This window comes from Afipia sp. DC4300-2b1 (genome assembly GCF_049895725.1).
GTDB lineage: Bacteria > Pseudomonadota > Alphaproteobacteria > Rhizobiales > Xanthobacteraceae > Afipia > Afipia broomeae.
Window position 1 is genome coordinate 913671 of record NZ_JAFCSX010000001.1, and the last position, 24735, is coordinate 938405.

23 protein-coding genes are annotated in these 24735 nt (G+C 63.0%); 19 read left to right on the top strand and 4 right to left on the bottom strand.

The genetic code is table 11. The annotated features are described in order from the left end of the window. The first annotated feature begins 59 nt into the window (after positions 1 to 59). The 4 genes from ACP7AL_RS04530 (at position 60) to ACP7AL_RS04545 (ending at position 4620) form a co-directional block, all read left to right on the top strand. The gene (locus ACP7AL_RS04530; protein WP_425989313.1) at positions 60 to 2399 is read left to right on the top strand and encodes a Tex family protein; all 2340 of its coding nucleotides are present in this window, start codon (positions 60 to 62) and stop codon (positions 2397 to 2399) included. A 66-nt stretch (positions 2400 to 2465) separates the two neighbouring features. Then, a complete protein-coding gene (locus tag ACP7AL_RS04535; RefSeq protein WP_425989315.1) occupies positions 2466 to 3875 on the top strand; it encodes an MATE family efflux transporter in 1410 nt (469 codons plus the stop codon). Further along, the gene (locus ACP7AL_RS04540) at positions 3856 to 4338 is read left to right on the top strand and encodes a DUF2867 domain-containing protein (RefSeq protein WP_425989318.1); all 483 of its coding nucleotides are present in this window, start codon (positions 3856 to 3858) and stop codon (positions 4336 to 4338) included. Before ACP7AL_RS04535 ends, ACP7AL_RS04540 begins: the two co-directional genes overlap by 20 nt. 108 nt (positions 4339 to 4446) lie before the next feature. Continuing rightward, on the top strand, positions 4447 to 4620 hold the full coding sequence (locus ACP7AL_RS04545; RefSeq protein WP_192817758.1) for a hypothetical protein: 174 nt from the start codon (positions 4447 to 4449) through the stop codon (positions 4618 to 4620). 31 nt (positions 4621 to 4651) lie between these two features. Here the strand turns inward: ACP7AL_RS04545 and ACP7AL_RS04550 are convergent, their stop codons facing one another. Beyond that, a complete protein-coding gene (locus tag ACP7AL_RS04550; protein ID WP_425989321.1) occupies positions 4652 to 5407 on the bottom strand; it encodes a hypothetical protein in 756 nt (251 codons plus the stop codon). 147 nt (positions 5408 to 5554) lie between these two features. Here ACP7AL_RS04550 and ACP7AL_RS04555 point away from each other — a divergent pair, with 147 nt between their 5' ends. From ACP7AL_RS04555 to ACP7AL_RS04565, 3 genes are all read left to right on the top strand, one after another. Next, positions 5555 to 6922, top strand: a complete 1368-nt coding sequence (locus ACP7AL_RS04555; protein ID WP_425989324.1) for an MmgE/PrpD family protein — start codon at positions 5555 to 5557, stop codon at positions 6920 to 6922. Positions 6923 to 7049: 127 nt separating this feature from the next. Continuing rightward, positions 7050 to 8426: a malonyl-CoA decarboxylase gene (locus tag ACP7AL_RS04560; RefSeq protein WP_425989326.1), complete on the top strand. Its 1377-nt coding sequence runs from the start codon at positions 7050 to 7052 to the stop codon at positions 8424 to 8426. A 30-nt stretch (positions 8427 to 8456) separates the two neighbouring features. Then, positions 8457 to 9374 (top strand): pirin family protein, encoded by a 918-nt coding sequence (locus ACP7AL_RS04565; RefSeq protein WP_425989329.1) that lies wholly within the window; start codon positions 8457 to 8459, stop codon positions 9372 to 9374. 3 nt (positions 9375 to 9377) lie between these two features. Here ACP7AL_RS04565 and ACP7AL_RS04570 read toward each other — a convergent pair whose 3' ends face one another. Then, entirely contained in the window at positions 9378 to 10157 is a 780-nt protein-coding gene (locus tag ACP7AL_RS04570; RefSeq protein WP_024921211.1) for an SDR family NAD(P)-dependent oxidoreductase, read from the bottom strand. Positions 10158 to 10407: 250 nt separating this feature from the next. Between ACP7AL_RS04570 and ACP7AL_RS04575 the strand changes: the two genes are divergently transcribed. Both ACP7AL_RS04575 and ACP7AL_RS04580 read left to right on the top strand, forming a co-directional pair. Next, positions 10408 to 11199 (top strand): enoyl-CoA hydratase/isomerase, encoded by a 792-nt coding sequence (locus tag ACP7AL_RS04575; RefSeq protein WP_006023554.1) that lies wholly within the window; start codon positions 10408 to 10410, stop codon positions 11197 to 11199. Positions 11200 to 11387: 188 nt separating this feature from the next. Further along, positions 11388 to 13607 (top strand): SLC26A/SulP transporter family protein, encoded by a 2220-nt coding sequence (locus ACP7AL_RS04580; RefSeq protein WP_425989330.1) that lies wholly within the window; start codon positions 11388 to 11390, stop codon positions 13605 to 13607. Between the two features lie 3 nt (positions 13608 to 13610). On the opposite strand, the gene ACP7AL_RS04585 is transcribed toward ACP7AL_RS04580, so the two are convergent. Next, positions 13611 to 13940 carry a hypothetical protein gene (locus ACP7AL_RS04585; protein WP_425989333.1) on the bottom strand — a complete coding sequence of 110 codons (330 nt, stop codon included), beginning with the start codon at positions 13938 to 13940 and terminating at the stop codon, positions 13611 to 13613. A gap of 196 nt (positions 13941 to 14136) precedes the next feature. After that, positions 14137 to 15138, bottom strand: a complete 1002-nt coding sequence (locus ACP7AL_RS04590) for an adenosine kinase (RefSeq protein WP_425989335.1) — start codon at positions 15136 to 15138, stop codon at positions 14137 to 14139. 149 nt (positions 15139 to 15287) lie between these two features. Between ACP7AL_RS04590 and murJ the strand changes: the two genes are divergently transcribed. The 10 genes from murJ to ACP7AL_RS04640 all read left to right on the top strand — a co-directional run bounded on the left by murJ (position 15288) and on the right by ACP7AL_RS04640 (position 24699). Then, positions 15288 to 16844, top strand: a complete 1557-nt coding sequence (gene murJ, locus ACP7AL_RS04595) for a murein biosynthesis integral membrane protein MurJ (protein WP_425989338.1) — start codon at positions 15288 to 15290, stop codon at positions 16842 to 16844. A gap of 65 nt (positions 16845 to 16909) precedes the next feature. Then, positions 16910 to 17947, top strand: a complete 1038-nt coding sequence (trpS, locus tag ACP7AL_RS04600) for a tryptophan--tRNA ligase (RefSeq protein WP_425989340.1) — start codon at positions 16910 to 16912, stop codon at positions 17945 to 17947. Positions 17948 to 18156: 209 nt separating this feature from the next. Continuing rightward, positions 18157 to 18651 carry a universal stress protein gene (locus ACP7AL_RS04605; RefSeq protein WP_425989343.1) on the top strand — a complete coding sequence of 165 codons (495 nt, stop codon included), beginning with the start codon at positions 18157 to 18159 and terminating at the stop codon, positions 18649 to 18651. Positions 18652 to 18876: 225 nt separating this feature from the next. Then, entirely contained in the window at positions 18877 to 19443 is a 567-nt protein-coding gene (locus ACP7AL_RS04610; protein WP_006023547.1) for a NifU family protein, read from the top strand. A 106-nt stretch (positions 19444 to 19549) separates the two neighbouring features. Next, positions 19550 to 20239 carry a tRNA (adenosine(37)-N6)-threonylcarbamoyltransferase complex dimerization subunit type 1 TsaB gene (tsaB, locus tag ACP7AL_RS04615; RefSeq protein WP_024921206.1) on the top strand — a complete coding sequence of 230 codons (690 nt, stop codon included), beginning with the start codon at positions 19550 to 19552 and terminating at the stop codon, positions 20237 to 20239. A gap of 2 nt (positions 20240 to 20241) precedes the next feature. Beyond that, positions 20242 to 20748 (top strand): ribosomal protein S18-alanine N-acetyltransferase, encoded by a 507-nt coding sequence (gene rimI, locus ACP7AL_RS04620; protein WP_425989348.1) that lies wholly within the window; start codon positions 20242 to 20244, stop codon positions 20746 to 20748. 48 nt (positions 20749 to 20796) lie between these two features. Continuing rightward, on the top strand, positions 20797 to 21261 hold the full coding sequence (locus ACP7AL_RS04625; protein ID WP_425989351.1) for a Fur family transcriptional regulator: 465 nt from the start codon (positions 20797 to 20799) through the stop codon (positions 21259 to 21261). After that, positions 21258 to 21956: an HAD family hydrolase gene (locus ACP7AL_RS04630; RefSeq protein WP_425989354.1), complete on the top strand. Its 699-nt coding sequence runs from the start codon at positions 21258 to 21260 to the stop codon at positions 21954 to 21956. The genes ACP7AL_RS04625 and ACP7AL_RS04630 overlap by 4 nt, the downstream gene beginning before the upstream one ends. A 258-nt stretch (positions 21957 to 22214) precedes the next feature. Further along, positions 22215 to 23642 (top strand): tRNA (N6-isopentenyl adenosine(37)-C2)-methylthiotransferase MiaB, encoded by a 1428-nt coding sequence (miaB, locus tag ACP7AL_RS04635; protein WP_425989357.1) that lies wholly within the window; start codon positions 22215 to 22217, stop codon positions 23640 to 23642. Between the two features lie 4 nt (positions 23643 to 23646). Continuing rightward, complete coding sequence (locus ACP7AL_RS04640; RefSeq protein WP_425989360.1) at positions 23647 to 24699, top strand: PhoH family protein; 1053 nt, start codon at positions 23647 to 23649, stop codon at positions 24697 to 24699. The last annotated feature ends 36 nt before the right edge of the window (positions 24700 to 24735 follow it).

Here is a 24735-nt window from a genome sequence, read left to right on the forward strand (position 1 = left end):
GCTTCCCCCTTGCCGCGACTCAATTGCCGCGGCGATCTCTCCTGGTTGAAGGATCCGCCGTGGCCAAGACAATTTCCCAACAGATTGCAGACGAACTCGGCGTTCGCGAAGCGCAGGTCGAAGCCACCATCAAGCTGCTCGACGAAGGCTCGACCGTGCCTTTCATCGCGCGCTACCGCAAGGAGGTGACGGGCGCGCTCGACGATGCGCAATTGCGCACGCTGGACGAACGCCTGACCTATCTGCGGGAGATGGAGGCGCGGCGTACCACCATCCTCAATTCGATCCGCGAGCAAGGCAAGCTCGACGCCGCTCTCGAAGCGGCCATCATGGCGGCAGACAGCAAGGGCCGCCTTGAGGACATCTATCTGCCGTTCAAGCCCAAGCGCCGGACCAAGGCGGAAATCGCCAAGGAAGCGGGCCTCGAGCCGCTGGCGGACCTGTTGCTGACCCAGCCCGCAAACGAGCCGCACGCCGCCGCCGGGCCCTTCGTCGATCCCGACAAGCAGGTGGCCGATGCCGCCGCCGCGCTTGAGGGCGCACGCGCGATCCTCGTCGAACGTTTCGCGGAAGACGCCGACCTGATCGGCGCGCTGCGCGAAGATGCGTGGTCGAACGGCGTGCTGACGTCGAAGCTGCGCGAGGGGAAGCAGGAAGCCGGCGCCAAGTTCAGCGACTATTTCGATTTCAGCGAGCCGCTGCACAAGCTGCCGTCGCACCGCATTCTCGCCGCGTTCCGCGGCGAGAAGGAAGAAATCCTCGACCTGCAGATTCTTCCCGAGCCGCCGGCGGCGACACCTGCTGCTGTGAGTTCGTACGAACTGCGCATCCGGCAGCAGTTCTCGATCTCCGATCAGGGACGCCCCGGCGACAAATGGCTGACCGAAACCGTGCGCTGGGCGTGGCGAACGAAGATTCTCATTCACATCTCCATCGATCTGCGCATGCGGCTGTGGACCGCAGCCGAGGAAGAGGCCGTTCGCGTCTTTGCCGCGAACCTGCGCGATCTGCTTCTTGCCGCGCCTGCGGGAGCGCGTGTCACCATGGGCCTTGATCCGGGATACCGCACCGGCGTGAAGGTCGCTGTGGTCGATGCCACCGGCAAGGTCGTGGCGACCACCGCGATCTTTCCGCACGAGCCGCAGCGCCGCTGGGACGAATCGCTCGCGATCCTCGGAAAGCTCGCGCGCGAGCATCGCGTGGAACTGATCGCGATCGGCAACGGCACGGCATCACGCGAAACCGACAAGCTCGCCGGCGACCTGGTGAAGCTGCTGCCGGAACTGAAGATGACGCGCATCGTCGTGTCGGAAGCCGGCGCATCGGTTTACTCGGCGTCCGCCTATGCCTCCGAGGAACTGCCCGGTCTCGACGTGACGCTGCGCGGCGCGGTGTCCATCGCACGCCGCTTGCAGGACCCGCTGGCCGAACTGGTCAAGATCGATCCGAAATCCATCGGCGTTGGGCAATATCAGCACGATCTCGGCGAGGCAAAACTCTCGCGCTCACTCGATGCCGTGGTGGAAGACTGCGTGAACGCGGTCGGCGTCGACGCCAATACCGCCTCTGCGCCGCTGCTGGCGCGCGTCTCCGGCATCGGCACGGGCCTCGCGCAGAGCATCGTCCAGCACCGCGACGCCAACGGCCCCTTCCGTTCGCGCAAGGCGCTGAAAGAGGTGCCGCGTCTCGGGCCCAAGGCGTTTGAGCAGTGCGCCGGCTTCCTGCGCATCACGGGCGGCGACGATCCGCTCGATGCCTCAGGCGTGCATCCGGAATCCTACCCCGTCGTGCGCCGCATCCTCACCGCCACCAAGAGTGACATCCGGGCGCTGATCGGCAACGCCGAAATCCTGCGGCAGGTGAAGCCGCAGAGCTTTGTCGACGAAACCTTCGGTCTTCCGACCGTCACCGACATCCTCCGCGAGCTTGAGAAGCCGGGACGAGATCCGCGGCCCGCGTTCAAGGCAGCCGTGTTCATGGACGGCGTTGAAAAGGTCAGCGATCTCAAGCCCGGCATGGTACTGGAAGGCGCGGTGACGAATGTCGCGGCGTTCGGCGCATTCGTCGATGTCGGCGTGCATCAGGACGGCCTTGTCCATATTTCCGCGATGTCGCGCACCTTCATCAAGGACCCGCGCGATGTGGTGAAGCCGGGCGACATCGTGCGCGTCAAGGTTCTGGACGTCGACGTTCCGCGCAAGCGCATCGCGCTGACGCTGCGTCTCGACGACGAGATCGGACCGGCCTCCGATCGCACCGCGCGCAGCGCCCCGCGCCAGCAGGAGCGTCCCCTGTCAAAGTCCCAGCAGCGGGCCGCATCGCAACCCGCCCCTTCGGGCGGCGGCGCACTCGCGGAAGCCCTCAAGCGCGCAGCGGAGCGGCAGAACGGCAGAAAATAGCGGCGGCCGCGAAACGCCGCAGCCTTGGACCATGATTTTGTCAGGCTGCGGTGCTACTCAGTCATCATGGCCAGCGTCGAGACAACACAATCAGCCCGGATCGCGGCCCGCAATCCGGTCGCGACCGAGTTTATTGAAACCATCAAGCTCGCCCTGCCCATTGCCCTGACGCAACTGGGACAGATCGCCATGATGACGACCGATCTCGCGCTGATCGGCCGCCTCGGCGACACTGCTGTCGCCGCAGCGTCGCTGGCGCATACGGTGTTCTTCGTCGCCTTCGTGATCGGCATGGGACTGGTGTCCGCCGTGGCGCCGCTCGCAGCTCAGGCGCTGGGCGCCCGTCAGCCGCGCACGGTTCGCCGTGCGCTTCGCGTCGGCCTGTGGGCCGCGCTGCTGCTGTGCGTTCCGATGATGATGCTGCCGCTGTTCGGCGAGAAGATTCTCCTGATGCTCGGTCAGGCGCCGGAGAATGCCCGTCTCGCGCAGCGTTATCTGCTCGGCCTCGCGCCGGGCATGGCGCCCGCGTTGTGCTTCATGGCAATCCGCAACTTCATGGGCGCGGTCAACCGGCCCGAGCCGGGCCTGTGGATCACGCTGGCTGCGATCCCTGCCAATGCCGTGCTCGGCTACGCCTTGATCCACGGCCATTGGGGCATGCCGAAGCTGGAATTGCTCGGCGCGGGCGTCGCCACGACCACTGTGAACTTCGGCATGTGCGCTGCGGCCCTGTGGTTCACCTACAGCCAGCGGCCGTTCCGAAAATTTCACGTGCTGGGACGGTTCTGGCGGATCGACTGGCCGCTGATGCGCCAGCTTGTCATCATCGGCGCGCCGATCGCGGTGTCATTCCTGCTGGAGTACGGATTGTTCTCCGCCGCCGGCCTGCTGATGGGGCTGATCAGCACGACCGCGCTCGCCGCGCATCAGATCGCGCTGCAGATCGCGGCCATCCTGTTCATGGTGCCGTTCGGCATTGGAATGGCCGCGACCGTGCGCGTCGGGCAGGCGCTGGGGCGCGGCGATGTCCCGGCGATCCGCCGCGCCGGCGTGGCTGCGATTGTGCTCGGCATCATCTTCATGACGACAATGACGCTTGCCGTGATCGTGGTGCGATTTGACCTCGCGGGTTTCTTCTTCGGCGATACGCGCCAAGGCCTGGCTGCGATCGAACTCGCCGCCACGCTGATGCTGGTCGGCGCAACCTTCTTCATCGCCGACGGCATCCAGACCGTGGCCGCCGGCGCGCTTCGCGGTCTCAGCGACACCCGCATCCCGCTGCTGCTTGCGGCCATCAGTTACTGGCTGATCGGTTTCACCGCGGCCTATGGGCTCGCGTTCTGGACTAACCTGGGCGCGATCGGAGTCTGGATCGGCCTGTCGATCGGAACCGGCATCTATGCCATCCTGCTGGTATTGCGCTTCCGCGGGCTGACACAACGGCTGAGGCTGCAACATGACCGTTCAGGCTTCTAGCGTTCGAGACCTCGAAGCCGACGCCGGCATGAAGGCCTTGCTTCCCGGCGCGCAGTTCGCCGATGCGTTTCGTATCGCGGTGAACGACGACGCGCTCACTGCGCGACAGGCGGCAGAACGCATGTTTCTGCGTCTGCCGCGCTGGATCGGCGGTCTGATGAAGCTGCGGAATCTCGTCGTTGCACCACTGGGCCTCAAGACCCCTTCGCATGCAAAAACCATCGCCGCGGATTCGATCGGGCCGTTTCCCGTCATCAGTGAAACGCCACAGCGTTTGGTGGCGGGATTCGATGACAGGCATCTCGACTTCCGCGTGATCGTCGATGTCACCGGCAGCCTGCCCGACCGTCAGGTCACCGCGACCACGCTGGTGATGACCCATAACCTGCTCGGCCGCGTCTATCTTGCGACCATCATGCCGTTTCACCGGATCATCGTTCCGGCCATGCTGCGGCAGGTCTGACGCGCATCAAACCTGGCCGCCTTGACACGGATCAAAGGCAAATGAGCACCTGCGCGCTATCGGACTTCTGGGACCCGCAAAGGGCGGCATGTGCAAGGGAGGCCGGTCATGTCCTTATTTGTGCGTTTGCTGCTCACGCTGGCGGCTCCGATTACTGCGCTGTTTGTCGCCCGCGATAGCCAGCACTTCGACATCATCCAGACCTTGATGGCCACCGTGATCGCCACCATCATTGTCGCCGTTTTCGCGTTCTGGCCCTACATCCGGAAGTCCAAGACCTGATCCCGATATCTGACCAAACAGCGCGCCCGGCTTAAGGCTTCATCCGGTCCAGTGCCTGCTGCATCGGCACGGGCGAGACCTCAATGAATCCCCTGAACGGCCGGTCCATATCGAAAATCAAATTGATCGCCACCGACACCGACAGCGCCCCCAGGAAGAACGCGGCGATCACAGTGCCGTTGAACGGAGCGAATACCCCGCGCCACAGGAACAGCACGCTGAGCCAGAAGATGCCGACAACTAGAAACGGACGCGGGGTCGTGTTGATCTGCTGGACGGACAAGAGGCGGCTGGTCCGCTTCAAATCCCGAATAATGTCCAGCGCGTTCCTGCGCCCCTCGATCTGAGCCGCGTTCGGCGGCACGAACTGGCGCAGTCCGTCCTCGATCTCGTCGAGCAGCCTCACCGACTCGGCGGCTTCATTCACTTTGTCGGTGCCGCGATTGGCCCATAGCTGGGCAATTTTGTGTGCCATGAATCCGCGCAGCAACTCACGCATCTTTGTTGCATCCTGACCGAAATGCACAAGCTCCCGGTCAAGCAGGGTTAGATTGGCGCTGAACTGTTGCACCTCCTGAGTCCGCACATCGAAACTCGATTTCGTGCTTGCGACCAGAAGACCGAGCACGAGTGCAGCCAGGAGTGAGACAACACTCATGACGTTGTGCACCGTTTTGCTCGTCGCATCCGTCCGGTGGTGTTCGGGCAGAAATCCGCGAAGCGCGAAGCCCACCATTCCAGCGCCAAAAATGCAGATAAAAGCGATCAACCCGATGCCGGTAAACATGGCCATTCACATGATGAAATCGAACACCTGCGCTGCCCCGCAGGTCATCGCGGTACCTCACGTATGTCAAGACAGGCATGAACCCCAACGGGTTGAACATCCGCCGCAGGATGCCTAGTCTGCCGCCCAACGAACGGGAAAACAACAATGGCGAATGAAACCGCAACGCTGGCCGCTTACGTCGCAAACCTCAGATATGAAGACATTCCACCAGAGGTGCTGGAGCGCGCCAAGGCGCTGACCCTCGATTTTCTGGGCAGCGCCGTGCGTGCACGCAGCGAGGCGGAATCGACGCCGTCCTTGCTGGCGATGCTGGCGACCCTCGGCCTCGACGGCAAGGGCGATGCGACCGTGTGCGGCGACGCCAAAACCTATACGCCCGCCATCGCCGCGCTGCTGAATGGCGCGCTCGGCCACTCGCTCGACTTCGACGACACCCACGCGGATTCCTCGCTGCATCCGAGCGCGCCCGTTGTGCCCGCCGCCTTCGCCGTCGGCGAGATCGTGGAGGCCAGCGGCCGCGACGTGCTGACAGCCATCGTCGCGGGCTATGAGGTCTGCTGCCGCCTCGGCAATGCGCTCGATCCAACCTCGCATTACGCAAAAGGCTTTCACCCCACCGCCACCGCCGGCACCTATGGTGCAGCGGCCGCCGCGGCAAAACTTTACAAGCTCAGTGCAGATCAGATCGTCGCAGCATTCGGCGTCTCCGGCAGCCAGGCCGCCGGCTCGTTGCAATTTCTGGTCAACGGCGCCTGGAACAAGCGCTATCAGGTCGGCGCCGCTGCGATGAACGGCGTTGTCGCCGCCTCGCTGGCCCGCGAGGGATTTATCGGCGCAACGGAATCGGTTGAGGGCAAGCACGGCCTATTGGTCGGCTACAGCGATGACGCTCATCCGGACAAGGCGACCGCTGGTCTCGGCAAAATCTACGAGACCATGAAGATCGGCGTGAAGCCCTATCCGAGTTGCCGCTACACCCACGCCGCCATCGACGCCCTGATCGCCATGCGCCGCGAGCACAATCTCACGCCGGAAAACATCAAAAGCGTCGAGATCGGCCTGCACCGCAACGGCATCACACTCACCGGCGATGCCGCGACCAAGCGCCATGCGCGCAGCGTGGTCGGCGGACAGTTCTCGATGTTCTTCACCGGTGCGCTGGCGCTCGATCAGGGTTCGTTCGGCTGGGACGATTACAAGCGGCTCGGCGATCCCGCCATCGAGGCGCTGGCTGACAGGATCGAGGTCGTGCAGGACCCCCGGCTGGAGGGCAAGAGCCATCCGTTCGGCGCGCGTGTCAGCATCGAAAGCGGTGAAGGCACCCTGGAACGCCTGATCCCGGATCCATCGGGCGAGCCGTCATCGTTTCCCGATGCGGCGGCGATGCAGCAGAAATTCCTGCAACTCGCGCGGCCGGTGCTCAACGAGCGCGCCGACCGCTTCGCCGACGCCATCCTGTCGCTCGACAAGTTCGACCGCATCGACCGCGTCACGTCGCTCGCGCGGCTTTGAGTCGCATCAGGCAACCTGCGGATCAGGCATTCCCAAACGAAAGTCTGGGCCGGACCGTCTGGAATCGGTCGCATTCGCTGTCTATCATCGGCAGATGATGCCTGACTGCGCAGGAGCAAGCTGACGAATGGCGACGCTGGGACTGGACCGTGCCTCCTTGAGCAATCTGCTCTCCACGCTGACGGAGCGGGGCCGCAGCCTTCTGGGCCTCTCCAATGGCGCGCGGGCGATGTCGCAGGCCGAGTTGATCGGGCTTGGCGAAACCCTGCTGTCGCGGCGCGGCGAAGCCACCGGCGTCGCGCTCGCCAACACGCTGCTTGCGGGTTACTCGGCTGCGAGTGAAGCCGATCAGCTCGCCTTCCTCAATGCACTTGCCGATCTGTTCGGGCCGGACATGAACGAACTGAATGCGGCACTCGCCGTGGTGCGCGACAAGGGCACGTCACCCGACGCCGTCAGCAAGCTTTTGAAGGCGGCCGAGCCGAGACGGCAAGAATTGATCCGGCGTCTCAATCTGGCGCCGGGCGGCACCGCATCGCTGGTGCGCATGCGCGAAGCGCTGCTGACGCATATCAAGGATCATCCCGCGCTCAAACACGTCGACAGCGATTTCGTTCATCTGTTCGCGTCGTGGTTCAACAGGGGTTTTCTCGTGCTGCAACGGATCGACTGGACCACGCCTGCGAACATTCTGGAAAAGATCATCCGCTACGAGCAGGTTCATGCCATCTCCAACTGGGACGATTTGCGCAGCCGTCTCGCGCCGTCGGATCGCCGTTGCTACGGCTTCTTCCATCCGCAGCTCGTGGATGAGCCGCTGATCTTTGTCGAGGTGGCGCTGACCCGCGAGAGCCCGGCGGCGATCGCGCCGCTGCTCGACCTGACACGCGCGCCAATCCCGGCGACCGATGCGACGACGGCGGTATTCTATTCGATCTCGAACACGCAGCGCGGGCTCGGCGGTATTTCCTTCGGCAACTTCCTGATCAAGCAGGTGGTCGAGGAGATCAAACGCGAACTGCCGAATGTGCATACCTTCGTGACACTTTCGCCGGTGCCGGGATTCGCTGCCTGGCTGAAGCGCGAACGCGCGTCCGAGACTTCGCCGCTGCTCGATGGGGCGTCACGCGCCATCCTCAACGCGCTGGACACGCCGAACTGGGCCGACGATCCCGACATCGCCGAACAGGTCAAGGCCGAGCTGCTGCCGCTGGCGGCTTACTACTTCATCGAAGCCAAGGGTTCGCGCGGGCATCCGCTCGATCCCGTAGCGCGCTTCCATCTCGGTAACGGCGCACGGCTGGAGCGGCTGAACTTCCTCGGCGACCGCTCCGAAAAAGGCATGCAGCAGTCGTACGGGCTGATGGTCAATTATCTTTACGCGCTCGATCAGATCGAAGCGAACCACGAAGCCTTTGCCGAAAAAGGCCAGGTTGCATCGTCGTCCGCCGTTCGTAAGATGCTGCCAGCACGCGCGCTCGCGGAGACATCCGCAAGCGCGTAATAAAACTCCATTGATGCAAGGAGACGCGTCATGAGCTGGATGCCATCGAACGATCCGATCCTCGGCGACCCGCAGACCTGCGACGCGCTCGACCTCATCATCGTGCCGCGCACCCGCGATCTCGGCGACGGCTTCGCTGTCCGCCGCGCGCTGCCGCACGGCAAGCGGCAGATGGTCGGCCCCTTCATCTTCTTCGATCACTTTGGACCGGTGCAGTTCGTCGCCGGCAAGGGCATGGACGTGCGCCCGCATCCGCATATCGGGCTCGCCACCGTCACCTATCTGTTCGACGGCAGCATCATGCATCGCGACAGCGAAGGAAATATCCAGGAAATCCAGCCCGGCGCGATGAACCTGATGACCGCCGGGCGCGGCATCGCGCATTCCGAGCGCACACCGGACGTGCAGCGCGCCAGCGGCCAGCAGATGCTCGGCCTGCAAAGCTGGATCGCGCTGCCTGCAGGCAAGGAAGAGATCGCGCCGTCGTTCCAGCATTTCGGCGCCGACGTCCTGCCGACGGTTCAGGACACCGGATTCAAGGCGCGCATCATCGCCGGTTCATCGTTCGGCGCAAAATCGCCGGTCGAGATGGTTTCGGAGTGGTTCTACACCGAGGTGGCGCTGGACGAGGGCATGCGCGTGCCGCTCGATGCGGATCACGAGGAACGCGCGATCTATATCGTCGATGGCGAGATCGAGATCGCCAATGAAAAGTATGAAGGGCCGAAGCTTCTGATCTTCCGCCCCGGTGACCGGATCACCGTGAAGGCCGTGCGCCCGACGCGCATGATGTTCCTCGGCGGCACGGCGCTGGAAGGCCCGCGCCATGTCTGGTGGAACTTCGTGTCGTCGAGCAAGGAGCGCATCGAGGAAGCGAGGGCCGACTGGAAAGCCGGCCGCTTCGCCCATGTGCCCAACGAGCACGAATTCATTCCGCTGCCGGAGTGATCCTCAGAACACCGTATAGCCGCCATCGATCAGGATGCTATCCGCGGTGTGATACGATGACGCCTTGCTCATCAGGTAAACGGCGATGCCACCGAAGTCCGACGGTTCGCCGAACCGGCGCATCGGAATGCGCGGCATCACATTGGCGACGAACTTGTCGTTGGCCATCAGGCCCTCGGTCATCTCGCTCTTGATCCAGCCCGGCAGGATCGCGTTGGCCGTGATGCCATAGCGCGCCTGCTCGACCGCGAGCGCTCGGATCAGCGCATTGATCGCAGCCTTCGTCGCGGCGTAATGCTCGTTACGCGCCGTGCCGAACAGCGACGCCATGCTTGATGTCGCTACCAGCCGCCCGAAGGCATCGCCTTTTGCCGCGCGTTCCGTCATGTGCCGCGCAGCCGCCTGGAAGACATGAAACACGCCATCGAGATTTGTGGCGAACATCTTGCGCCAGTCCGCTTCGGTGCGGTCGATGAAGGCCTGACGTCCGCCGCCGCCGATCCCGGCATTGGCAAAGCAACCGTCGACGCGGCCGAATGCGTCCAGCGTCGCCTGCATCGCAGCTTTCACCGATGTCGCGTCGGTGACATCGCAGATACGCGCCTCGGCCTTGCCACCCTTGCCGGTGATCGAGGCCACCGCCTGCGCATTCTTCTCGGCATTGCGACCCCAGATCGACACCGCGCATCCTTCCGCCGCCAGCGCCTGCGCGATGCCAAGACCGATGCCGCCATTGCCGCCCGTGACCACCGCCACGCGGCCGCTCAGATCGAAAATGCCCATAATCGCTTCATCTCCGTTGATCTCGTTTGGCGGCGACATTGACCAATCGGCCGCGCAAAATCAAACCGCCGCGACGACGGAACGGCTCTTTCGCCATGCGAAACTAAAATTCGCAGCGCATGGCAGACCAGACATTGTTGCCATGCTGTGCCGTTTACAGCCAATTCGGTTTCCGAAATAGTCGCTGCGAAACGGACGCGGCAACGCTTGCGGACGTCACGCTCAATCAAAATCATCAAGCGAGGAACGCATGCAGTTCAAACATTGCAGACTGGAATTCGACGGACCTGTCGCCACACTTGTACTCGATCATCCTGAGGTCATGAACGCGGTGTCGCCGGACATGCTCGCCGGTCTCACCGAGGCGATGGATGCGATCGACGAGAAGCGCGACGACATTCGTTGCCTCGTTCTCACCGGCGCTGGCAAGGCATTCTGCACCGGGGCCAACCTTCAGGGCCGCAACGATCAGAGCGGCAAGCGGCCGAGCGCAGGCACGACGCTTGAGACAGCGTTTCATCCGTTCCTGCGCCGTCTGCGCAACCTGCATTGTCCGATCATCTCATCCGTGAACGGTCCGGCTGCCGGTGCCGGCATGAGCTTCGCTCTGATGGGTGACGTCATCGTTTGCGCGCGGTCGTCGTATTTCCTGCAGGCGTTTCGCCGCATCGGCCTGGTGCCGGATTGCGGATCGACCTGGATCCTGCCTCGCCTCATCGGCAAGGCGCGCTCGGTCGAGCTGTCCTTGCTGGGCGAGCGGCTCCCCGCCGAGAAGGCGCTGGAATGGGGACTGGTCAACCGCGTCGTCGATGATGCGGCACTCGCCGAGGAGACCAGGAAGCTTGCCCATGATCTGGCCAACGGCCCGACCGTGGCGCTGTCGCTGATCCGCCGGCTTTACTGGGAAAGCGAGAACAATTCGTTCGAGGAACAGCTCGACCTCGAACAGCAGTTCCAGCGCGTCGCCGGACGCAGCGAAGATTTCAAGGAAGGCGTCGGCGCGTTCCTGGAAAAGCGCCCGGCCAAGTTCAAGGGCCGCTGATCTGTCAGCGCAGAGACGATGTTCGAGGCAACCAGGCTGCGCTGGAAAACAGCGCAGCCTTTTTGCTGCTGCCGGAACATGCGGAATATCTCATTTTGCGCAAGGACCAGCTGCAAATGCGATTGTCATAAAAATCTCTTTTACGTCAGCGTTGTCGTCGTCTAGGACTGGCTCGCCTTCACCCATGGATGTCACGCGTGGCCTTTCCCTCCGTAAGCCGAGTTCCAAGCCCTCATGTGAAACTTCGTGCATGGCTGAATGATATCTTCGCCAGCGCGGCGCCTGCGGTCCTCACGGTGTCCTTCGGACTGTCCTATTCGGTTCTGATTTTCTCCGGTCCGCTGTCCGAGTATCTGCCCTACGGGATCGCGGCGACCTTCATCGCCACGGCGATCATCGCCATCGTGGTCGCGTTGGGCAGCACCTTTCCCATCGCAGTTGGGGGCCCCGAAACGTCCACAGCGGCGGTGACCGCCATTCTGGCAACCTCGGTGGTCGAACACATCACGGCAACCGATCCGTCCGCACACTTGCTCGGCCCTGTGCTTCTCACGCTGTCCGCCGCAACCATCATCACCGGCCTGGCGTTGTGCAGTCTGGGCCTGACCCGGATCGGCCGCGCGATCCGGTATGTGCCTTATCCCGTGATCGGCGGATTCCTTGGCGCGACAGCGCTCCTGATCGCCCTCGGCGGCGTTCGCGTCATTACGAACATGTCCTTGCGGTTCGACAACCTGGCATCGTTCGCTGATCCGATGACGATGTACGAACTTCTCGCAGGCATCGCGCTGGCGTTCACGATCTATCTGACGTGGCACCGCTCGCGCAATCCGCTGGCGCTGCCGGCGCTGCTGATCGCCGGCGTGGTCGTGACCCATATCGTGTTCAACTTCGCAGGCATCTCGCTGGAGCAGGCGCAGGCCCTCGGCTGGACATTTCAATCGCTGCCGCGCGCGACGTTTTCCCTTCCGTGGCATCTGGGTGATATTGAAAACTACCCATGGCAGGCCGTGCCCGGGCTGATCGGCAATCTCATTGCGGTGATTTTCGTCACTGCGATCAGCACGCTGTTCAACACCACAGGTCTTGAAGTCGCGACCAGCCGCGAAGCAAACCTCGAACGCGAACTGAATGTCGCGGGAGCCGCCAACATCCTGTCGGGACTGTTCGGCGGCTACGCGGGGTGCATCTCGCTCAGCCGGTCGCTGCTTAATTTCAACGGCGGAGCCACCGGCCGCCTGTCCGGACTGACGGTCGCCGGGATTGCGGTGCTGATGCTGGTCGCCGATCCGGCACTGCTCAGCTTCATGCCGAAATTCATTCTCGGCGGCCTGCTGATCTATCTCGGCGTGGACCAGCTCAACCGCTGGATTATCGAATCGCGGCGGCGGCTGTCCACCATCGAATACCTGTCGCTGCTGGCGATCATCTTCATCATCGTGAAGTGGGGTTTTATCGCTGGCGTCCTGATCGGAACTGTCATCGGCTGCGCGACATTTGCACTGAGCGCATCCCGCATCAGTTCGATCAAATTCGGCTTCAACGGCGCGGAGTACCGCAGTTCGCTCGATCGCTCGCAGCACGATCTCGCGCTGCTGGCCGCCCATGGCAAGGAAATCCACGGGCTTAATCTGCAGAGCTATCTGTTCTTCGGTTCGGCCAATCGGCTTTATCAGCATGTGAAGACGCTGCTCGAACATCATCCCGAGTGCCGCTATCTGGTGTTCGATTTCAAGCTGGTCACCGGAATCGATTCATCGGCCGCCTACAGCTTCGCCCAGATCAGGCGTTCGGCGATCGAGAACGACGTGAAGCTCGTTCTCGTCAACCTGCCGCGCGCAGCCGAAAAAATGCTGCGGTCGGGAGAGTTTCTGGCCGGCGACATTCTGGTCATGCCGGATCTCGATCATGCGCTGGAGTGGTGCGAGAACGAAATCATCGCCCGGCACAGCGGGCTGGAGCAGGAAGAAGGCGATCTGCAAGGCTGGTTCGCGGGAATTCTCGGCAATGATCATGATGCCGCCGAACTGGCGCGCCGCTGCGAACGCCTCGAGGTCCGCGCTTTCGAGACTATCGCGCGCGCGGGTGAACCGGCCGACTCGATGCTCTTTATCCTCAACGGCAGGATCGGCGTTATCGTTGACGCGGGCGGGGGTCACAGCACCCGGGTCCGAAGCCTCGGCCGCCATACAACGGTTGGGGAAATGGGGCTTGTCGCACGCCAGCCGCGCAGCGCCACGATACGGGCGGAGGCCGACAGCGTGCTTTACGTGCTGCGCGCCGAAGCGTTCAACGCGATCACCGCCAGCAACCCGGCCCTCGGCCAGAAGCTCCTGACCTATTTCATGTCGGTGTTGGCCGAGCGGCTCACTTTCGCCAGCCGCATGATCGGCGTGCTGCGCCGCTAGGCGTCAGGCGACGTGACTCATGAAGGCCTCGCGGCGGCCAATCATGCGTTCTGCAGCGACTTTTGCATCTTCACGCGTCGATGTCGCATAGGTTCGGTATTCGAGATCGAGCGACGTTGCGGAATCGCGCTTGCCGAACCAGGATACGAATGATTTCGGCCCCGATGTAATCGACGACAGCGCGAGAGCGAGGTTGTCGGCAGAGTCGAATGCGAACAGCGCTCCGGATGAGGCGTGCCTGACTTCAAAAATTCCCGGCCCGATCGGCGCCTCGAGTTTTTCGCCGCGCGCGGCCTTCGGGTAACGTTTCCACTCGCTCCAGGTTGAAATCATGGTGACCTTCCGCCGCGCCCTGCGCGTATCTCTTTAACAAACAAACGTCCCTGCCCGCACAGCGGGAAAAGTTCCAACGAACGCAACAGGCAATCGTTCCCGCCGAAAATCGTCTTTTGTCATATGGATGCGGCCGCAAGCCCTTCAAGGGAGAAACGCGGTTAACCGGTAGTCACTCGATCGTGAACAGTTGCCGCTAGACCGGCAGTCCGGCCGCCTGCGCCAGCGCCTTCAGCGAGGTTTGCGGACGCGCACCGATGTGCTGGATCACCTCGGCGGCGGCGAGTGCGCCAAGCCGGCCGCACTGTTCATGGCCAAGACCGCGCACCAAACCGAACAGGAAACCCGCGGCGAACAGATCGCCCGCGCCCGTTGTATCCACCACCTGCTTCACCGGATATGCCGGAACCGCCGTCACCTTGTCCTTCCCAGCAACCACGCAGCCCTTTTCGCTGCGGGTGACCACGGCGAGTTGGGCGTCATTGCGCAACTGACCCAGCGCCTTGTCGAAATCCTCGGTCTGATAGAGCGAAGCCAGTTCCGTCTCATTCGCGAACACCAGATCGACCGTCCCGGTCCGGATGAGATCGAGGAACTCATCGCGGTAGCGGCCGACACAAAAAGCGTCCGACAGAGTGAGCGCGACACTGCGCTTGTTGTCATGCGCGATCTTGGAGGCTTTCAGAAACGCCTCCTTCGCATTGGCCGGATCCCACAGATAACCTTCCAGATAGACGATCGAGGACGCCGCAATCTGGGCAGGGTCGATGTCGGCGGGGGAGAGATCCTGCGCCGCGCCGAGATACGTGTTCATGGTTCGCTCGCCGTCCGGCGTCACCAGGATGTAGGAGCATCCGGTCGCGGGGCCGTCGGTCGCGGCCGCGGTCGTGAACGCCACATTCGCGGCGCGGATGTCATGGGTGTACATGCGGCCGATCTGGTCGTCCTTGACCTTGCCGACATACGCCGCCTTTGCGCCGAAGCCCGCCACGCCGAAAATCGTATTCGCCGCTGAACCGCCGGACATTTCGGTGGCTGGGCCCATGGCCTGATAAACCGCAGCGGCGCGCGCCTCGTCGATCAGCGCCATCGATCCCTTGGCCATGCCGTGCTGAGCGAGAAAGGCATCGTCGGTTCGCACCAGAATATCGAAGATGGCATTCCCGATCCCGAGAACGTCGTATGTCGCTGCGGTCATTAATGATATTCCTGCTGGAAGGGAGCAAAACCGGCAAAAACTGGTATTTCAGGGGGGACTGGAGAGCCGGTTCCAAGGTCTTTGGAGCAACCGGCGACCTATCACGACAACGCGCCCGCCAGCAAGCATGTGATCCGCAGAATAGCTCGATGATCCGTCATATCCTGACCATCTCGACCGGCACGCTGGCGTCGCGAACGCTGGGATTCATGCGCGACGCCCTGATCGCGGCGCTGCTCGGCGCCGGATCGGTCGCAGACGCGTTTCTGGTGGCGTTCCAGTTCATCAATGTGACGCGCCGCTCCTTCGCCGAAGGCGCGCTGAACGCAGCGCTGATCCCGCATTATCTGCGCGTGCGGGAAACCGAGGGTACCGTTGCCGCCGCCGCCTTCGCGGGACGCGTGCTCGGCAGCGTCAGCCTCATCCTGATCTGTATCGCGCTCGTCCTGACGGTGCTGATGCCGCTCGTCATTGCAGTGCTTGCCCCCGGCTTCGTCGGCCGCGAGACATTGCAGTTCGCCATCAATGACGCCCGATTGATGATGCCGTATTTCGCGTTCGTCGGCCCATCTATCGTGATGATGGGCGTGCTGAACGCCGAGCATCGCTTCATGCTCACCGCATTCTCGCCGGTGCTGTTCAACATCACCATGATCGTTGTGCTGGTCGTGCTGCTGGTCTGGCGGCACGATCCGCTGTTCTCGGCAACCGTGATCGCGGGCGCAGTCGGCGTCGCCGGATGTCTGCAAATGCTGATCCTCGTTCAGCGCAGACCGTGGCGCGACGGCATCGCCACACCGATACGGATTTCATTCGACCCGCAAATCCGGGGGTTTCTGCGCAAGGGCATTCCCGGCATGGTGGCCAATGCCGGGCCGCAATTCCTGATTGTCGGCGGCGCGATCATCGCTTCGAATTCGCCGGCCGCGGTGTCGTGGCTTTATTTTGCCAACCGCCTGATCGAACTGCCGCTCGGCATGGTCGGCGTGGCGATGGGCACGGTGCTGGTGCCTGAAATGACCCGCGCGATCCGCGCCAACGACAAGGACGCGCTGATGCAGGCCGAGTCACGCGGACTCGAACTTGCGACCGCACTGGTCATGCCGGCAACCATCGGCCTGATCGTCCTGAGCCAGCCGATCATCCGCGTGCTGTTCGAGCACGGCGCATTCACCGCGGCGGATACCATCGCCACCGCACAGGCGCTGGCGATCCTTGCGCTCGGCCTGCCCGCGCATGTTCTGGTGAAAGTACTGGCTCCGGCTTTCTTCGCCCGCGAGGACACCAAAACGCCGCTCGCGGCAACGCTGTCCGGTATCGCGGTCGCCGTGATCTGCGGGCTGTTCTTCGGGCATGCCTATGGCGCCAGCGGCGTCGCCGCCAGCATCTCGCTCGGCGCATGGTTCTGCGCCGGCGTGCTGGGCTGGCGAGGCGCGACGACATTCGGATTTTCCCTCGACGCCATTTCGCAGCGCCGGCTGCCGCGGATCGCGATCTGCGCCGCGGTGATGGGCGCGATGCTGTATCTCGCCGAGTCCTTCGTGGCACCGGTGACGGCAACGGCTGGCTTCGCGGCCCAGATCACCATTCTCGGCGGACTGGTCGCGGCGGGCGTTTCGTTTTACGGCCTGCTGCTGGACCTGTTCGGTGTCGTGAGCTGGGGCGAGGCAATCAGCAATTTACGTGATGGCGGCTTGCGCGAGTAGCGCCTGCATGGCTAAAGACGCGCGTACACGGATCGGCCGCCGGACGGCGGCACAGGAACAGTAAGATGGCTTCAAAAGAACTGGTTTTTTCGGGCGTCCAGCCGACGGGCAATCTGCACCTCGGCAATTATCTCGGCGCCATCGTCAACTTCGTGAAGCTCCAGAACACCCACAACTGCATCTACTGCGTTGTAGACCTGCATGCCATTACCGTCTGGCAGGACCCTGCCGAGCTGACCCGTAACATTCGCGAGGTCACGGCGGCGTTCATCGCCGCGGGCATCGATCCGAAGAAGCACATTGTCTTTAACCAGAGCCAGGTCTCCGAACATGCCGAGCTCGCCTGGGTGTTCAACTGCGTGGCGCGGCTCGGGTGGCTGAACCGCATGACCCAGTTCAAGGAGAAGGCCGGTAAGGATCGCGAGAATGCATCGGTCGGGCTATACGCCTATCCGAATCTGATGGCGGCCGACATTCTGGTCTATCGCGCGACGCATGTTCCGGTCGGCGAGGATCAAAAGCAGCATCTGGAGCTGGCGCGTGACATCGCGCAGAAGTTCAACAACGACTTTTCGGATTCCATCCACGCGCACAATTTCGGCGAGAAGTTCTTTCCTCAGCCGGAGCCGCTGATCACCGGCCCCGCGACGCGCGTGATGTCGCTGCGCGACGGCACCAAGAAAATGTCGAAGTCGGATCCGTCGGACTATTCACGCATCAATCTCACCGATGACGCCGACGCGATCGCGCAGAAAATCCGCAAGGCGAAGACCGACCCGGAGCCGTTGCCGGGCGAGGAGGAAGGCCTGAAGAGCCGTCCCGAAGCGGACAATCTGGTCGGCATCTACGCGGCGCTGTCGGGACAATCGCGGCCGGACGTGCTGCGCGAATTCGGCGGTGGACAGTTCTCGGGCTTCAAGAGCACGCTGGTGGATCTCGCGGTCGCGAAGCTCGGGCCGATCGGTGCGGAAATGAAGAAGCTGACGCAGGACGCCGCTTATGTGGATTCGGTTCTGGCCGAAGGGGCGGATCGCGCGCGCGTCATCGCCGCCGAAACCATGGATGCGGTGAAGGACATCGTCGGCTTCATCCGCAAGACATGAAACTGTCTTCCATCCTGCGAAGGCCATGCCTGAATGAATCCGGGCATGGCCTCCTGCGCGTCCGGACAAACCAAATCGAGTTCCGTCAAGCCTCTTCTCACCTTGTCGGCGCGCCCTCGCGCATGGCAGCATGATGCCGGTCATTAAGCTGCGCGTATTCGTCTCGCAAACCGGTGCCCACTTTTGCGGAATACGCGCGAGGGACATGCATGAGCAGCCAGCGACGAAGCTACGAACAGGGCCACAGGCCGAAATGCCTCGTCGTCGTTGACGACACAGCGGAAGGCGACCGTGCGGTGTACTACGCGAGCCGCTGGGCGCTGCGTGTCGGCGGCGGCGTCGTGATGCTGCGCGTCATCGAGACGGAAGACCGCAACCAGCAATGGCTCGGTGTCGCCGACATCATGCGCGCCGAAGCCGAGGAGATCGCGAACGCGGCGCTCGACCGCGCCTCGGGCCGCGCCAACGGCATCGCAGCCATCACGCCGGAGCGTGTCATCCGCGAGGGCGATCCCGGCGAGCAGATCCTCGACGTCATCGATAACGATGTCGACATTGCCATGCTGGTGCTTGCGGCCAGCGCCGGTGCGGAAGGCCCCGGTCCCATCATCACCATGCTGGCGAAAACCGCCGGCACATTTCCGATCCCGATTACCGTCGTGCCGGGCAACCTCAGCGACCTCGATATCGACGCGCTGTCCTGAATTGTCATGGCCGGGCTCGTCCCGGCCATCCCGATCATGAGGCATAGGGCCGAGTTCATCGGGATCACCCGGACAAGCCCGGTGATGACACCGGGGAGTTTCCCCACCCCGGAACAGCCGCCATGCACCTTGATCGGGCTGTTTCAGGCGCCATCTGTGCTATAGGAACCGCTCACTTAACCCCGTTCGCGCCGGCCTTGAACCGGCGATGCGCCGGAGAACCAGATGTTTATCCAGACCGAAGCGACCCCAAATCCCGCGACCCTGAAGTTCATTCCCGGCCGCCCCGTGCTCGACAGCGGCACCATGGAGTTCACCGACCGTGACTCCGCCACCCGCTCCCCGCTGGCCGAACGCCTGTTCGGTGTGCCGGGCGTGACCGGCGTGTTCTACGGCTCGGATTTCGTGACCGTCACCAAGGACGACAGCGACTGGCAGCACCTCAAGCCGGCGATCCTTGGCGTCATCATGGAACACTATATGTCCGGTGCGCCGCTGCTTGCTGACGGCCAGGTTGCCGACGGCGATGCGCCACACGCCGAGGAATTCTTCAGCGAGGCCGACACCGAGACCGTCGCGGTCATCAAGGATCTGCTCGAAACCCGGATTCGCCCGGCGGTCGCCAGCGACGGCGGCGACATCACGTTCCGCGGCTTCAAGGACGGCATTGTCTATCTCGACATGAAGGGCTCCTGCGCGGGCTGCCCGTCCTCGACGGCGACGCTGAAGCACGGCATCCAGAACCTGCTGAAGCACTTCATCCCGGACGTGGTCGAAGTCCGGCCGATGTAAATTACCGAATTTTCCAAAAAGGCCTTGGGGCAAGCGCCGAACCGCTTGCCCCTTTGCTTTTTCAGCGGCACGTTGCCGCCAGCTTTGCCATCGTACCGGTCCCTGAATGATCGTTCTCGCCATCGATACCGCGCTGGACTACTGCGCTGCTGCCGTGCTCGATGCCGCCACGAAGGCGGTCATCGCGCAGGAAACGCTGGAGATGAAGCGCGGCCATGCCGAGGCGCTGATGCCGCTGATCGCACGTGTCATGACCGCGTCAGGCCTGAGCTATCTCGAACTCGACCGCATCGCCGTCACCACCGGCCCCGGCAGCTTTACCGGTTTGCGCGTCGGCATCTCCGCGGCGCGCGGCATCGGCCTTGCCGCCGACAAACCGGTGATCGGCCTCACGACGCTGGCGGCCTATGTCGCGCCTCTGGTCGCGGAGAAGCAGGAGCATCCGATCATCGCTGCGATCGATGCCCGGCATGACCATGTTTACTGTCAGGTCGTCGCCGGCAACGGGTCGGCCTTGATGCGCCCCGCTGTGATGCCGATCGAGGACACCTTCGCGGCCTCACGCTTTGGCGCATTGCGCATGGTCGGCAACGCGGCGCAACTGCTGGCGGATCGCTGGCCGCGAAATGTTCCGGCACCTGTGCTGGTCGACCCGAAACCCGGTCCCGATATTACCTGGGTCGCATGGATCGGCGCGGGGACCGACCCAGGCGCGGCGCCGGCGAAGCCGTTTTACTTGCGCGCGCCCGATGCCAAGCCGAAGGCTGGTTACGCGCTGCCGGGTACACGGACGTAGCCATGCCGCGCGTTCCCGCATTTCTGTCCCGTGTGTTTCCGAAACTGTTCGGACGCGCCGACGCCACGGTCGAACCCGCAAATCTCCGCGATGCGCCGCGTCTCTCACAACTGCATCGCGCCTCGTTTCATCGCGGCTGGGGCACGGACGAATTCGAACAGATCCTGATCGAGCGCAATGCACTCGCTCACCGGCTGCGGCTCGGCGGATCGATCATCGGATTTATCGTGTCGCGAACCGCCGCCGACGAAGCGGAGATTCTCTCTGTTGCGGTTGCACAGAAGCACCGCGGGCGCGGATTCTCGCGCGACCTGCTGCGCACCCATCTCGGGCATCTTGCGGGGCATGGCCTGAAAACCGTGTTTCTCGAAGTCGAGGAAAACAACCGCCCTGCCCGCGCCTTGTATGAACGCGCCGGTTTTCGCGTCGTCGGGCGCCGCGAACGGTACTACAAGGACGCCAGCGGCGAACAATTGAACGCCGTGGTGATGCAGCGAGACTTGTCGTAAGCTGCGGCGGGTGGCAAAACACCGCTCTATCCACCGGAACCTCGCAAGATGTCGTCCTTGAACCCCGTGCCGACAGGCAAGCACACGGATATCGAAAAGCGTTGCACCGCAGCCGGCATGCGCATGACCGAGCAGCGCCGCGTCATTGCGCGCGTGCTCGCTGAGGCCATGGATCATCCCGACGTCGAGGAACTTTACCGGCGCTGCGTTGCAGTCGACGACAAGATCTCGATTTCGACGGTCTATCGCACCGTCAAGCTGTTCGAAGACGCCGGCATCATCGAGCGTCACGATTTCCGCGAGGGCCGCGCCCGCTACGAGCAGGTGCCGGAGAGTCATCACGACCATCTCATCAACCTGCGCGACGGCAAGGTGATCGAATTCACCTCCGAGGAAATCGAAAAGCTTCAGACCGAAATCGCGCGCAAGCTCGGCTACAAGCTGGTCGACCACCGGCTGGAGCTTTATTGCGTGCCGTTGGACGAAAAGACTCGGGACGACGACAAGACTTGAGCACGCCCTCCCCTTACGATCTCGTCATTTTCGATTGCGACGGCGTGCTCGTCGACAGCGAAGCGCTGGCGTGCGTCGTTCATGCCGAGGTGCTGACGGAATACGGCTACACGATTTCCGCCGAACAGGTGCACGAGCGCTTCCTCGGGCGTTCGGCGCGTGAAGCAAGGCTTGAAGTCGAAAGCGAACTCGGCCGCGCCTTTCCCGACTCGTATACCGCGCAACTGCGCGCCACGATCGACCGGGTGTTCGGCGCGCAGTTGCAGCCCGTTCCACACATCTTCGAGGCGCTGGACCGATTGTCCCGGCGCATCTGCGTGGCGTCCTCCGGTACACCGACGCGCATTCGCAGCAGCCTCGGCACCACCGGCCTCATCGGCCGCTTCGACCCGCATCTGTTCTCTGCGATGCAGGTCGAGCGCGGCAAGCCTGCGCCGGACCTGTTTCTGTTTGCCGCCGCACAGATGGATACGCCGCCAAGGCGATGCGTCGTGATCGAGGACAGCGTGCCCGGCGTCACCGCCGCGCATGCCGCGGGAATGACCGTGATCGGATTTACCGGCGGCAGCCACTGCCGGCCCGGCGATGCTGACCGGCTGCGGGCGGCCGGCGCGAGCATTGTCATCGGCGATATGCGCACATTGCCCGGTCTGATCGAACCAAGCCTCGACCCCGCTGAAATAAGCGCCATTTAGGGAGGCGATTAAGTTCGCCCCTGAAAACCCCAACAGAACAAATAGATAGCCTCTATTTGGCGCGTTCTGAACTACCGCCCGGTCGCTGGATTTCGCCGCCCTTTATCTATATTTGAAGCGAGCGCGTATTCCGCAGAAGTGGGTACCGGTTCTGCGAACGAAATACGCGCTAAGTTATGATTAGGAGCGTTTCTTCGGCTAACCGGCCGGAAAACGCTCTCTGGAGCGGCCCGGAGCGCCGCCAGACCCAAGGTTTCGATGACCGCGCCGCGCAAGCTGCACATCAAGTCATACGGCTGTCAGATGAATGTCTACGATGCACAGCGCATGGTGGACACGCTCGCGCCTGAAGGATTCGTCGAGACGGCAAATGCCGACGACGCCGATCTTGTGATCCTCAACACCTGTCACATCCGAGAGAAAGCGTCCGAGAAAGTTTATTCGGAACTTGGACGCCTGCGCACCGCAAAGGACGAGGCCGCTCGCAACGGCCGCGAAATGCAGATCGCCGTGGCGGGCTGCGTCGCGCAGGCCGAAGGCAGTGAGATCATCCGCCGTGCGCCGGTGGTCGATGTCGTGGTCGGCCCGCAGAGCTATCATCATCTGCCGCAGTTGCTGGCAAGGGCAAAGACCGATGGCCGCGCTGTCGAGACGGAATTTCCGGTCGAGGACAAGTTCGCCTCGCTGCCCGATCCAAAACCGGCGATGATCCGCGCGCGCGGCATCTCGTCTTTCGTCACGGTGCAGGAAGGCTGTGACAAGTTCTGCACCTTCTGCGTGGTGCCTTATACGCGCGGCATGGAAGTGTCGCGTCCGGTCGCGCGCATCGTCGACGACGTCAAGCGCCTCGCCGATAACGGCGTGCGCGAGATCACGCTGATCGGCCAGAACGTCAACGCGTTTCATGGCGAAGGCGAGAACGGCAAGCCATGGTCGCTCGGCCAGCTTCTGCATCGTCTTGCGGACATTCCGGGCATCGTGCGCCTGCGCTATTCGACCAGCCATCCCCGCGATGTCGACGAGGCGCTGATCGAGGCCCACCGGGACATTCCCGCGGTGATGCCGTTCGTGCATCTGCCGGTGCAATCCGGCTCCGACCGCATCCTGGAAGCGATGAACCGCAAACACACCGCTGCCGATTATGCCCGCACCGTGGAGCGGTTCCGCAAGGTGCGTGAAGACATTGCATTTTCATCGGATTTTATTGTCGGTTTTCCCGGTGAAACCGAGGAAGACTTTTCGGCAACACTCGCGCTGGTCCGCCAAATCAGCTACGCTGGCGCCTATTCTTTCAAGTATTCGCCCCGGCCCGGTACACCGGCCGCGGACATGCAGGAGACGGTCACGACCACTGTGATGGACGAGCGATTGGCGCGGCTCCAGGAGTTGATCGACAGCCAGCAGGCTGCCTTCAACGCGGCAGTGATCGGCAAGACGGTCGATGTGCTGTTTGAGCGCGCCGCGCGCAATCCCGGTCAGATCGTCGGCCGCACCGCTTACCTGCAACCTGCTCATGTCATGGCGTCGCCCGACATCATCGGCCAGGTGCTGCCCGTCGCCGTCGACAGCCTCGAGCGCTACAGCCTGATCGGCGCCCTCGCCGGGTCGGACGTGTCTCCCGTCTCGTCACCTAGAATTTCCCAGCCCGCCAACACTTCCTTGTCAGCCATGACCACCGGAGCCTGAACCCTTGCCAAAAAGCGCATCGGATTCGCCGACACTCGCCCCTGGCCGCAAAAACGACCGAGACGTTCCAACACCGCACGAAGCCCAGATCGTCGTCGCCTTCGATGACAACGGCGCCGCCTCCGCCCTGGTCGGTCCCTACGGACAAAACCTTGCTCTGATCGAACGCCGCCTCGGCGTCGTCGCCGACTCGCGCGGCAACCACATCACCGTTGCCGGATCGCGCGACGGTTGTGACGCCGCGCGGCGGGTGCTCGAAATGCTTTACGAACAGGCTGTGCGCAGCCAGGACATCGCGCAAGGCGATGTCGAAGGCGCGATCCGCGCCGTCATCGCGCAAGGCTCGCTGTTCGAATTCGATCCGAAGACCGCGAAGTCGCAATTCGAGGAGATCAATCTGCGCAAGCGTCCGGTTCGGGCGCGTACCGCTGCGCAGGATTCCTACATCCGCGCATTGAAGCGGCACGAACTGGTGTTCGGCATCGGCCCCGCCGGCACCGGCAAGACATGGCTCGCAGTGGCGCAGGCCTGTCAGCTGTTCGAACGCAAGGAAGTCGACCGCATCATCCTGTCGCGCCCCGCCGTCGAAGCCGGAGAACGGCTTGGATTCCTGCCCGGCGACATGCGCGAAAAGGTCGATCCGTATCTGCGGCCGATCTACGACGCGCTGTACGATCTGATGGATTCGCGCATCGTCGAGCGCGGCCTGCAAAGCGGCGAAATCGAAATCGCGCCGCTGGCCTTCATGCGCGGCCGCACCCTGACCAACGCGGCCATCATTCTGGACGAAGCGCAGAACACCACGTCGATGCAGATGAAGATGTTCCTGACGCGTCTTGGCGAGAACAGCCGCATGATCATTACCGGCGATCCGAGCCAGGTCGATCTGCCCAATGGCCAGCCGTCGGGGCTGGCGGAAGCCGCCAAGCTGCTCGACGGCGTCGAAGGCATCGCCCAGGTGAGATTCCAGGCGCAGGACGTCATCCGCCATGAACTGGTGGCGCGGATCGTTGCCGCATATGAAGGCGTGCCGAAGCAGCCTGCGGGCAAACCTTGACGCACCGATGAAACAGAGCGCCAGTTGCAACCAAGA